The 10,998-nt window shown below is 69.2% G+C and carries 7 protein-coding genes; 1 reads left to right on the top strand and 6 read right to left on the bottom strand.

Features of this window, described 5'->3' with window-relative positions:
* Window positions 1–9: 9 nt before the first annotated feature.
* Window positions 10–1,035: a M23 family metallopeptidase gene (locus P7A99_RS00715; RefSeq protein WP_277792039.1), complete on the top strand. Its 1,026-nt coding sequence runs from the start codon at window positions 10–12 to the stop codon at window positions 1,033–1,035.
* A gap of 7 nt (window positions 1,036–1,042) precedes the next feature.
* On the opposite strand, the gene P7A99_RS00710 is transcribed toward P7A99_RS00715, so the two are convergent.
* The 6 genes from P7A99_RS00710 to P7A99_RS00685 form a co-directional block, all read right to left on the bottom strand.
* The gene (locus tag P7A99_RS00710) at window positions 1,043–2,905 is read right to left on the bottom strand and encodes a tetratricopeptide repeat-containing sulfotransferase family protein (RefSeq protein ID WP_277792038.1); all 1,863 of its coding nucleotides are present in this window, start codon (window positions 2,903–2,905) and stop codon (window positions 1,043–1,045) included.
* Window positions 2,906–3,004: 99 nt separating this feature from the next.
* Window positions 3,005–4,384, bottom strand: coding sequence for an HlyD family type I secretion periplasmic adaptor subunit (locus tag P7A99_RS00705; RefSeq protein ID WP_277792037.1), 1,380 nt, complete (start codon window positions 4,382–4,384; stop codon window positions 3,005–3,007).
* The gene (locus P7A99_RS00700) at window positions 4,381–6,150 is read right to left on the bottom strand and encodes a type I secretion system permease/ATPase (RefSeq protein WP_277792036.1); all 1,770 of its coding nucleotides are present in this window, start codon (window positions 6,148–6,150) and stop codon (window positions 4,381–4,383) included. The genes P7A99_RS00705 and P7A99_RS00700 overlap by 4 nt, the downstream gene beginning before the upstream one ends.
* Before the next feature lie 109 nt (window positions 6,151–6,259).
* On the bottom strand, window positions 6,260–7,729 hold the full coding sequence (locus P7A99_RS00695; protein WP_277792035.1) for a Hint domain-containing protein: 1,470 nt from the start codon (window positions 7,727–7,729) through the stop codon (window positions 6,260–6,262).
* Between the two features lie 174 nt (window positions 7,730–7,903).
* Window positions 7,904–9,580 (bottom strand): substrate-binding domain-containing protein, encoded by a 1,677-nt coding sequence (locus P7A99_RS00690; RefSeq protein WP_277792034.1) that lies wholly within the window; start codon window positions 9,578–9,580, stop codon window positions 7,904–7,906.
* A gap of 312 nt (window positions 9,581–9,892) precedes the next feature.
* Entirely contained in the window at window positions 9,893–10,654 is a 762-nt protein-coding gene (locus tag P7A99_RS00685; protein WP_277792033.1) for a helix-turn-helix transcriptional regulator, read from the bottom strand.
* Window positions 10,655–10,998: the final 344 nt, after the last annotated feature.

Raw genomic sequence — 10,998 nt, 5'->3', positions numbered from 1 at the left:
GGCGCGCAGATGCATCGCGGCGGTCGGCTTGCGGTCACGGCCCTATCGCTGGGCATGATCTTGCTGGCGGCCGCCTCGACCGCCAACGTCGCCCCGCCGACCGGCGGTGCGGTGCGCGTCGTCGCAGGGGCGCCGCGCACCGGGGCCGAGGCGACGGCCTTGGCCGTTCGCGACAACGCCCCGCTGCCGGTGCTGCTCGGTGACGCGCCCTCCAGTCCCGCCGCCCAGACGCGGTTGCTTGAGGGGCCGGTTGAGGAGGTGCTCTACGGCGCACCGGAATCCGACCCGTCCCGCAGGGCGGCTGTCGCCAAGGCGCTGGACCTCTTCGCTCATCGGCTGGACGTGACACGTGATATCGCTCTGGGCGACCGAGTGCGGCTGCTGGTCCGCCAGCGTTCGGGCGAGGCGGTCGAGCTCGACTATGCCGAACTCGACGGCGCCTCGGCGCGGGTTCGGCTCTATCGCGAGGACGGCGAAGGGCGGGGCTCGCAGGCCTATCTGGACGAAAGCGGGGTCCCCCTAGACCGCTTCCTGCTGCGTACGCCGCTGCGGATCGCCAGGATCACCTCGGGGTTCGGGCCGCGCCTGCATCCGCTGTTGGGATATGGGCGCATGCATGGGGGCGTCGATTTCAGCGCCGCCCCCGGTACGCCGGTGCTGGCGGCGGGCGATGGGACGGTCGTGGCGGCCGGCTGGGCCGGAGGCTATGGCCGGCGCCTGGTCGTACGCCATGCGGGGGGCGCTGAGACGCTGTATGCTCACCTGTCCGGCATGGCTTCCGGCGCCGCCCCGGGCGCTCTGGTTTCCCAGGGGCAGGTGATCGGCTGGACCGGCGCCAGCGGCCAGGTCACGGGTCCCCATCTTCACTATGAAGTGCGGTTGCGGGGCGTCGCCGTCGATCCGGCGCAGGCCGGACCCTCAGTTCCGGCCTCAGATCTCCAGCGACGGCTGGCCTTCGACGCCCGCAAGCAGGCGGTCGCACGGCTTCTGGCTGCATGCGAGGCCGCCGATGCCGGGCCGTGCCTGCTGTCCTAGCGCCGGCTCACGACACCTGGCCGTAGCCCAGGCGTTCGATCCACGGCCGCAGGATCGGCTCCACCTGCGCGAGGTGGCGCCGGTAGTTCCGGAAGCGGAAGCGCGAACGGTCGTACAGCTTCTCGGTGACCTGGGCGTAGCTGGCGGTTCGGGCGGGGCGGCGGTTCTCGTGGAAGGCCAGGCTGCCCGGATCGTAGGGCTCGTCGATGAAGTCGAACAGCCGGCGTACCTCGTTTTCCTGGTTGGAGACGATGTCTTCGTAGCGCACCGCCAGGTAACGCATCGGCAGCACCGCGCGGTAGTGCTCGACTAGGTCGGCCGTCAAGGCGAAGTGCCGGGCCGCGCTGTCGAGGCTGGAGGCGCAGTGGAAGCCGTGGCTCAGGCCGTTGGAGAACACCGACAGCACGACGTCCATAGGATGACGCACCAGGTGGATGATCGGTGATCGCGGGAAGAGCAGGTGGATGAGGCCCAGATGCGTCTCGTTCAGCGGCATCTTGTCGGTAAACCAGCGCGCGTCGGGCCTGACCGCGCCCAGGCGCGCGGCCTCGTTCAGATAGTGGTCGCGCAAGGTGTCGATCATGCCTGCGCGATCGCCGGTCCAGAGTTCGCTGAGCGCTTGGGGATACGCGCCCTGGCTGCTCAGAAGGCCGCCCAAGCGTTCGGTGAGCTGGGCGACGATCGGTAATTCATCGCCGGCCGAGATAGCGGCATGGGTGGCCAGGGTCTGTTCGACGAGCGTCGTCCCCGACCTTGGAAAGCCGACCACGAAGATGGGCTGGGGGCCGTCGGGGCGTACGGAGGCGCGCGGCAGCAGGGGCGTTCGGCCGACGGTGAAGAACGCCTTCAGGGCGGAAGCCTGATGGCCGGCGGCATCGGCGGCGTAGGCGTGTCCGGTCACCTCGCCGATGCGTTGCTTGAATGCGGCGAATGCGGCGAAGGCCTCGTCGTGGCGACCCAACGCGTCGAGGTTCTGGCCGCGCTCCTTATGGGCCAGCGCCTCGAAGGGACGTTGACCGGCGCCGGACGGAATCCGCTCGAGAACGGCCAGGGCGCCGGTGAAGTCCTTGCGCCGCCGCAGCACGGTCGCCCGGCCCACCGCTATGCGTCCGTCGTCGGGCGCGATGGCGGCGGCGCGCGCCAGTAGGGCGTCGGCGGCGTCCAATCGAGCGGCGGCTTCCTCCATGTCGGCCCAGGCGATCAGAACTTCGCCAGCCTCGGAGCCGGCCACCTCGAGCGCTTGGGCGTAAAGCTCACGAGCTTCCTCGAAACGTCCCTGTGCGCGAACGGCGCTGGCCAGGGCGCCCAGTGTTTCCAGATCCGCCGGACCACCCAGTTCGAGGGAGCGTCGCAGGTGGTGCTCGGCGTTCACCGGCTGGCTGAGGCCGCCAAAGACGAGTCCCATGGTCGCCTGGGCCGGATGGGCGTCCGGCGCCAGGCGCAGCAGCACGCGGGCATGCGGCGCGGCCTCGTGCATTGCGCCTTGGGCGTGGAAGAACAGGGCGGCGTTGGCCCTCGTCATGGCGTCGTCGGGGTGCAGGGTCGCCATCCGCCGGACCAGGGTCTCGGCGGCCTTGATCCGGCCGGTGTCCTTGCAGACGTTGTAGAGACCGCCGAGCGCGTCGCGATGCCCCGGCGCCAGGCGCAGGGCGGCATGGGCGAAATGCTCGGCCAGGGTCAGCTCCCCGTCGTCATAGGCCTGCGCCATTTGGGCAAGGAGCGCGCCGAACTCGGGATCCATAGAGGTGCGTGCGGCCTTGGCCGGATCGAGCGAGCAGCAAAGCCGCCCTTCCAGGCCCGAGCCGCAGTGGCAGGCCGACGTCGAGCGTACTGCGCCCGCTTGCGGGCGATCGGCTTCCAGCAGCGACATGGCGGAGTTTCCTGTGACCGATGAGGGCGCAGCGTTTCGTGACGAGCGATCGCCGAGGCGGCAATGAGCCTAAGCACAGTGGTGAGGCCGCGCCGTTCGTCAGTGCTCGCGTCCCGTACGCCAGAAGGTCTGCGACAGCGGCTCGACGAGGTAGGTGAGGGCCGTTCGCTTGCGCAGCGGGATCAGCACCTCGACCGGGAGGCCGGCCTGGAGGCCCGAACGCCCGCCGCGCAGCTTGCTGATCTTGTCCAGTTCCTGCGGCGGGGCAGCGACCTCTGCCCGAAAGAACGAGGCGCCGGTCTTTTCGTCGGTAAAGCTGTCGGCCGACAGCTCGGTCAGGGCGCCGTTCAGCAGGGGCAGGTCGCGCTCGTGCAGTGAGGTGAAGCGGATCTGGGTCTTCTGTCCGGGTCTCAGGTCGTCGGCGTCGTTGGGCGAGATCTTCGCCTGGATGACCAGACGGCGATCCTGGGGCACGATCTCCATCAGGGTCTGGCCTGGGGCGGCCACCCCACCGACGGTGAATAGGCTCAGCCCCACCACCTTGCCGCTGGACGTGGCGCGGACCGTGGCCTGCGCCAGCTGTTCGCGGGCGGCCAGCACCTTGGGCTGAAGGTCGTCGAGTCGCACCTGGACGTCGCGCAGTTGACCGGAGACCTCTTCCATCATCTCGCGCTCCAGGGACAGAGCCTGAAGGCGGGCCTCGCCGATGGCCTCGCCGGAGCGAGCAATCTGGGCGCGATAGTTCCCATCCTCGCCGATAAGCGCGGCGGCGCTGCGTTGCAGGGCCAGGACCCGGGTCTTTGGGGCGTAGCCCCTGACCGCCAGTTCCTGCACGCCTCGCAGTTCCTCCTCGATCAACCTCTGTTGCTCGCGGTTGGCTTCCAGCTGGCGCTCGGCGCCTCTGGTCTGTTGGTCCAACTGGAGCACCCGCTGGTCCAGCACGCCGCGCTGGGTCTGCAGGGACCCTCGTCGGGCCTGGAACTGCTGGCGTTGCAGGCGCAGGGCGTCTTCGGCCAAGGGCCTGTCCTCGGGGGGCAGGGCGGCGAACTCCGGCGGGGCGACCACGCCGGACAGGCGATCGCGTTCGGCGATCAGGCGCGCGCGCTGGGCCAGCAGCGTCAGGACCTCGCCGGTCATGCCTCGTTCGCTGGCGCGCAGTTCCGAGGCGGACAACTCGACCAGCACCTGGCCCTTGAGCACCTGCTGGCCTTCGACCACCCGAATGGCGGTGACGACCCCGCCCTCCCGGGTCTGGACCGCCTGGCGATTGCCAGCGACCGCGATCACCCCTTGGGCATAGGCGCCGGCGTCCAGCGGCGCCAGCGCCGCCCAACCCAGAAAGCCGGCGAAGAACAGGCAGGCCACGCCGGCCCCGGCGCGGATGGCCCAGGCCGGATCGTCGGAGAGTCGGGGCGGAGCCTCCTCGCTGACGGGCTTGCGTGAGGTCTGCGCCGGAGAGGGGAGTGGAGAGCGGATCATGGCGTAGCCTGCAGCGCGACCGTAGAGGAGGCGGGCTTGCCGGCGACCGCGCCGCTGGTCGGGGTGACGCCCTTGGCTGGCGGGGTGATCCGGGCGATGACGTCGGCCCGCGGGCCGAGCATGTCGAGCTGGCCGTCGCGCAGCACCAGCAGGCGATCGGCGATGTTGAGGATGCCGGTCCGGTGGGCAACGATCAGGATCGCCGCGTTGCGGGCCTTGGCGGCCAGCAGGGCGTGGTTCAGCGCTGCTTCTCCTTCGGCGTCGAGGGCCGAGTTCGGCTCGTCCAGCACCAGCAGCGACGGCTCGCCATAGAGAGCGCGCGCCAAGGCCACGCGCTGAGCCTGGCCCGCCGAGAGTCCGCGCCCGCCGACGGCCAGCACGGTGTCGTAGCCCTTGGGCAAGCGGAGGATGAGATCGTGCACGCCTGCCGCCTGGGCGGCGGCAACGACTTGGGCGTCGACAGTCACTGGGTCGGCCCCGCTCCACAGGGCGAAGCGCGAGATGTTGTCCTTGATCGATCCGGCCAGCAGGCCGGAATCCTGCGGCACATAGCCGATGTGACGACCCAGGCGATCGCCGTCCCAGTCGGCCAGGCTGGCGCCGTCCAGCCGCACCGTGCCGGCGTCGGGCGTGATCGCGGCGGCCGCCACGCGCGCAAGGGTGGTCTTGCCGGCGCCGCTGGGGCCTATGACGCCGAGTATTTCCCCCGGCTCCAGGCGCAGGGAGAGGCTGCGCAGCAGGATCGGGCCCTCGTCCGGCGCGCGTACGACTATCTGCTCCAGGGTCAGCACGCCCTTCGGGGGCGGCAGCTGGGTGGCGGCCGACGCCATCTCGGGGGAGGACGCGAACAGCTTGATCAGGTTGTTCAGCCCGACGCGGGCCTGGCCGACCACGCTCCAGGAACCGACCAATTGCTCGATCGGCTGCAGGGCGCGGCTCATCAGCACCGAGGCGGCGATGATCGCTCCGGCCGAGATCTGCCTCTCGACCGCCAGCCAGGCGCCCAGCCCCAGGGCGGCCGATTGCAGGAACACGCGGACGAACTTGGTCAGCGCAGCATAGCCGCCTCCGACGAACTGCGCCCTGGCCGAGAGGTCCAGGCCCAGGCGGCGGTCGGCCAGTTGTCGCTCGCACAGGGCGCCGCGCATGCCCAGCGACCGCACGACCTCGCCGTTGGCGGCGGCGGCTTCCTGCGAGGCGTAGGCCTTGGCCTGGGCGCCGAAGGCCTCGCGCGTGCGGGCCCGGGTGGACCGTTCGTTCAGAGCCGCCAGGCCGATAAGCAGTCCGGCCCCCACGATCGTCATCGCGCCCAGCGCCGGGTGGATCAGGAAAGCGGCCAGCACATAGACCGGCGCCCAGGGAACGTCGAATAGGGCCAGGGCGGCGGGGCCGGACAAGGTCTGGCGAACCAGGTCGAAGTCGCGCATGCCCTGCTGCGAAGCGCCCGGGATGGCGGCGCTCATCAGTCTTTGCAGTACGCCGCCGGCCATCAGTCGGTCCAGGCGCAGGCTGGCGAGCACCAGCAATCGCGAGCGGACCGCATCAAGGATCGCCAGTACGGCCAGGGCGAAGGCGACGACCAGGGTCAGGTAAAGCAGGGTCAGCCGCCCTTCGGTCGGCACGACGCGGTCGTAGACCTGCATCATGTAGAGGGTGGGCGCCAGGAAGAGGATGTTGATCAGGGCGCTGAACGCGCCGGCGGCCAGCAGGTGAGGGCGGCAAGCCCTCAGAGCGGCGACCAGAGGCGCGGGCGGAAGGAGCGCCATCGGGTGCGTCCTCGAAAACGCGCGGACCCCATGTTCGGGGCCGGCAGGAGGGGGAAGTTGCGGATCGGATGCGCCCGGCCGCCGCCCTGGAGCGACGGCCGGGGTCGGATCAGCCCGCTTCGACCAGGCGCAGGCGGGGTGCTAAAGGGCTTGCCTGATTGAGCGCCTGGTCGGGCGCGACCCAACGGGGAGAAACCATCGCCACCGTGACCTCGATCATGGTCTGGGCCTGGAGCGGGGGAAGTTCAGCGGCGCCGTCGGTCCAGCGCCAGGCCTGGCGGCGGCCCTCGGCCTCGAAGACTTCCAGGGCATGGAAGCCGCAGTTCAGCGCTTCGGACGCCAGGTCCACCGTCGCGCCGCCGATGCGCAGTTCGCTGACGGCCACGCCCAGCAGGCGGCGGTCCCGATACTCCGGAGCGGCGAGGGCTGGGACGGTGGCCGGGCTGCGCAGCACGAGCCGCTGGGCGGGCGGCGCCAGGAACCAGAAGCGGTCGTCGCTGGAGAACACCGGGGCCAGCGAGACGCCGTCGGCTTCGAGGCTGACCTGGGCGTCGCGATTGAAGGTCCAGCCCAAGGCCAGGGCTCGGCTCCTCAGGTCGGCGCGCAGCGCTTCGAACTTCGGGCCCTCGCGCAGCACCGGCGCGCAGGCCTTGTCCCAGTCCTGGGGGTCGAGGCGACCATAGAGAGCCAGATGCCCCGGGGCGTTGCCGAACACCTGGCGGTTGCCGTCGTCGAGGTAGCTCTCGCAGGGCAGGTCTTCGGCCAGCAGGATGTCGTGGGCGTCCAGCTCGACGTGGAAGTAGCGCACCAGTTCGACCGCCTCCTGGACGATCGTGGCCCCGTTGACCAGCAGGCCCACCGGCGTCAGCGCGCCATCGACGTGGACCGAGTGGCCCGGTGAAAGCCGCAGGTCGGCCGAGGGCAGGCCCTCGCCGAAGGCTCCGGCCCGTACCAGGATGGGCTGCACCTCGGCTGGACGCGGGTGGCGGTCGCAGCGCACCTGACGGCTGCCGATCCAGATCGCCGGACGCACGCCGCCGCCGGCGGTGACCATCTCGTCGCCCTCGACCAGATTCTCGACCGCCACCGGACCTCGCGTGGTCAGCAGGCGGGTTCCTTCCACGAAGCACACCGGTGCGGCATAGGCGCTGGCGTCGTTGTCGAAGTTGAGGGGGTAGGTCGGGTTGGGGGTATTGCTGAGGATGGTGATCGGTTCCGACAGCGTGCCGTCGGGATTCTGGATCAAGAACGGGTTCAGGGAAAGTACGAGTCCGTTCTCCGTGGCGCCGAAGATATAGTATTGCGTTCCGCCGAAGTTGATCGTGCCAAAACTTGGGAAGTAATAGATATAGGCGTACTGGGAGGGATCGTAGGCGCTGAAGCCTGCGGTGTAGGAACTGTTGACGGCCGTTACTGTCTCGCCCGTCGCGCTGGAGTTGGTCAGCGTGCTGCCGTCGGAGATGGTGAGGGTGCCGGCCGCGGCGTTGGCCGAAGTCGGCGCGCTGAAGGTGAGGCGGCTCCCTGCCGCGAAGGTGACGCCGACCAGGCTTTCCAGGACGCCGGGGTTGAAGGCGGGCATCGCGCTCTCCTTTGATCTTGTCTTGGCTCGGCGCCGGTTCGGGGCGCGATCGACGGGTTGGCGCGACGGTAGGCGGGCGACCTAGGCGTGTCGCTGTGACTAAACACATCTGGCGCTGCAAAAAGGGGCCTCGGCTTTCGCCGAGACCCCCAGTTGCGGTGATGCCTGAAAAGATTAGGCGCCGACCTTGCTGCTGCAGGTCGAGTTGGTCACGCCGCTGGTGCCGGTCAGGCCGGTGCCGGCGGTCGCGATGCCCAGGTTCAGCGGGGCGGTCGGGTTGGCGCCCGTGGTCGTCGGCGTCAGGAAGGTGTTCTTGATCGCGGCTTGCCAGGCGGGCGGCAGGCCGGCCAGGCCGGCGTTGGCCAGGATGTTGGGGCTGCTGGTGTCGACGATCGCATCGTCGAACCAGTAGTTCAGGTAGCCGACCGGGCCGCCAGCCGAGGCGGTGCGAACCACGTCGACGTTGCCGGCGGCGTAGCAGGTGTAGCCGATCCAGTTGACCGTGGCGACGATCGGGTAGGCCTGGGCCGGGGTCGGGTTGGCGAGGTTGCCGACGCGGGTCCAGTCGGCCGGGTTGGAGCGGACGCCCCAGGCGGTCACGGTCGGATCATAGTCGCCCGAAGCGCCCGTAGCGGTTTCCGGCGGGCGGTTAGCGCCGAACGCGGTGGTCGCGTTGGCGGCGGTCGGGGCGCGATAGGCGCCGGCGCCGTTCTGCAGGTCGGCGGTGAACAGCGCGTAGGGCAGGCTGTTGTTGGCCGAGTTCGGCAGGGTGTAGTCCGCGCCCAGATAACCCAGGCGGCCTTGGGTCAGGCTGCTGCTGGCGGCCGGCGTGGCCGTGAAGCCCAGATAGGCGGCCGAACCGTTGGTGCCGCTGGCGACGGTGAACTTGCCCGAGATCGGCGCGCCGCCGACCGCGTTGCCGATGAGGGCGGGCGGCAGGGTGGAGGTGCCGGCGGCGGCGGTGAAGGCGTTGCCGGCCAGCGAACCGCAGGCGGCCGCGAGGTGGCGGGTGGTCACCTGGGTGGTGCCCGAGCTGTCCGAACGACCGACCAGTTCGATCGGAACGCTGAACGAGGCCGGATCGGCCGGATCCTTCAGCGACACGCCGCCGTTGTCGGCGGTGATGGCCGCGTCGTTCCAGTCGGTGATCTGGCCGTTCAGGATCTTGCAGTAGGTGGCCTGGCTGAGGCGCAGGCCGCCGTTGGCGCGAGCGAAGGCCGCGTTGACGGCGAAGCGGTAGGAGGTGACGGCGCCGCTGGCGTCGGCGACTTTCTTGTAGACCGGGTCATAGGCCAGGGCGACCGGGGCCACGGCGACCGGGAACTGGACCAGCTTGCCGTAGAGCGGCTCGGGGATCGGGTACTGGTTGGCGCCCGAGGGGCTGGCCGTCAGGGTGACGCCCTGGATGACGCCGCCGCTGTTGTAGGTGGTGACGTCGGCGTTCGACAGCGCGGTTTCCGACAGGCCGTATTGGACCGACGGATAGTTCTGCGTGCCAGCGGCCGGGTCGACGTCGCCGTAGCGCAGGGGGTCGTGGCTGTACACGGCGGCGATGCCGGTGCCCGAACCGGTCGAGATGTACTCGACGGTGTTGCTGGTCGACAGGGCGGTCGGGCAGCCGGCGAAGGGTTGGATGTAGGGGGTGTAGGGCGCGCTGGTGTTGATCGGCGTCGGCGGGGTGCCGCGGGCGTAGAGCGGGCGGTCGACGCCGTAGCAGTCGGCGACCTGACGGTGATAGGGGGCGACCAGCGACGAGCCGCCGCCGTTGATCTGGGCCTGGGCCACGCCACCGAAGGCCGCGATGGCGGCCAGGGTGCTGACGCCCATCATGGCGTGCAGTTTGATAGACATGGGTGCGATCCTTTGTCTGTCTGAAATGAGCCCGCAGGCTCGCGACGCCTCGCTCCGTCCATTGTTTGACGAAGAATAGGCTTTCAACTTTAGTTATTTGCTAGATCTGGTCTGTGGGCTTCCACTGTCCGAAGTTTATTTAAACTCGCGGCGGTTGTGGTTGCCTCTCGTTTCTATATTGAGCGGCAATTTTGAGTCAATTACTTGAGCTCAATTTGTTCAATAATACATTGTGTAAGTGGTGTGACGCTTGGTTCAAATATAGTTATGGCGTCGACTGTTCTTGTTAGAATTGATCCTGAGTGATGCTGTCTACTGCGATCGTATCAGTCCTAGGGTGATCGCGCGTGCGACGGCTGCGGTCTTGTTGGGAGTAGCGAGCTTGGCCCCCGCCCGAGACAGATGGAACTGTACGCCGCGCCGGCTGAGGCGCAGCTCGGTGGCTGTTTCCATCTCGGTGAGGCCCTGGGCCGCGAGGCGCAGTACGTGTATCTCCCGCGCATTCAACTCGCCCTCGGCCGGGCTGGAGGGCGGCAGGGTCGTCCGCGCCGCCGCATGCAGGCGCGCAGCCGCCAGAAGGATCTGGCCGTCACGGATTTCGCGGTCGGCCAGCAACGGCTCGAATGGCCCGGAGCCGAAGAAGTTCACGAAGGCCGGGCCGGCGATCGAGTCCTGGATCGGCGCGATTACGCCCGCCCTGACGCCCCACGCGTCGAGCGCCCGCGCCAGCGGCCTGGCGCTCGGGGCGGCGAGGTCGGCCAGGCTCCAGCAGAACGGGGTGAAGGCCGTGGCGGCCCGCTCGGCCAGGAGGTCGAAGGCCAGATAGCCGCGCTTGCGATAGAGCGCCTCGTCGAGGCCGCCGCTGGAAACCAGCATGCTCGGCGTCTTGGTCGCGGTGTGGTCGTCCTGCGGGGTGGCCTGTTCCTGGCTCGCGCGTGTCAGCTGGTAGCCCAGATGCATATAGGCCGCGTGAGCGAAGCCGCAGGCTTCGGCCGCCTGGACCAGGGCCGCGCGAAAGGCCGATTGCGGATCGAGCGGCGTCTCGGGCGTCGACAGGGCGCGAGCGGGGATCAACGGGGGGCTCCCTGGTCGCGACTGGTCGGCTGAGCGGATGTTTCCCCACTGGCCATGGCGTCGAGTTCTCCTCGGCGACCTGATCCCGTCGCCGTTCCCCCTGAAGACAGGTGGGAGGGCGACCGGGCGACACGGAAGTTCGTGAACCTTTCATGTAGGTCGACGGTGTGGGCGGGGCGTTTTCGCAGCATCGCGCCAAGACGTGCGCAAGTAAGCGCGTCAGTGTTACCGGTGTGATCCAGGTTGGAGGTTGACGCAAAAATTTAACAAAACGCCGTGTCGCCCGGCGCCGGTCGTCTTTGTCTTAGAACTCGAGGAACGCGCGAGGGGGGAATGCGCCAGAC

It is taken from the genome of Caulobacter endophyticus (genome assembly GCF_029543245.1).
Taxonomy (GTDB): domain Bacteria; phylum Pseudomonadota; class Alphaproteobacteria; order Caulobacterales; family Caulobacteraceae; genus Caulobacter; species Caulobacter endophyticus_A.
The sequence above is the reverse complement of the archived record's forward strand: the minus strand, read 5'-3'. Positions and strand labels throughout refer to the sequence as shown.

Excerpts from the sequence above, each read along its gene's own strand:
- P7A99_RS00690 (WP_277792034.1), bottom strand. The coding sequence starts at position 9,580 with ATGTCTATCAAACTGCACGCCATGATGGGCGTCAGCACCCTGGCCGCC.
- P7A99_RS00715 (WP_277792039.1), top strand. The coding sequence starts at position 10 with ATGCATCGCGGCGGTCGGCTTGCGGTCACGGCCCTATCGCTGGGCATG.
- P7A99_RS00695 (WP_277792035.1), bottom strand. The coding sequence starts at position 7,729 with ATGCCCGCCTTCAACCCCGGCGTCCTGGAAAGCCTGGTCGGCGTCACC.
- P7A99_RS00705 (WP_277792037.1), bottom strand. The coding sequence starts at position 4,384 with ATGATCCGCTCTCCACTCCCCTCTCCGGCGCAGACCTCACGCAAGCCC.
- P7A99_RS00710 (WP_277792038.1), bottom strand. The coding sequence starts at position 2,905 with ATGTCGCTGCTGGAAGCCGATCGCCCGCAAGCGGGCGCAGTACGCTCG.
- P7A99_RS00700 (WP_277792036.1), bottom strand. The coding sequence starts at position 6,150 with ATGGCGCTCCTTCCGCCCGCGCCTCTGGTCGCCGCTCTGAGGGCTTGC.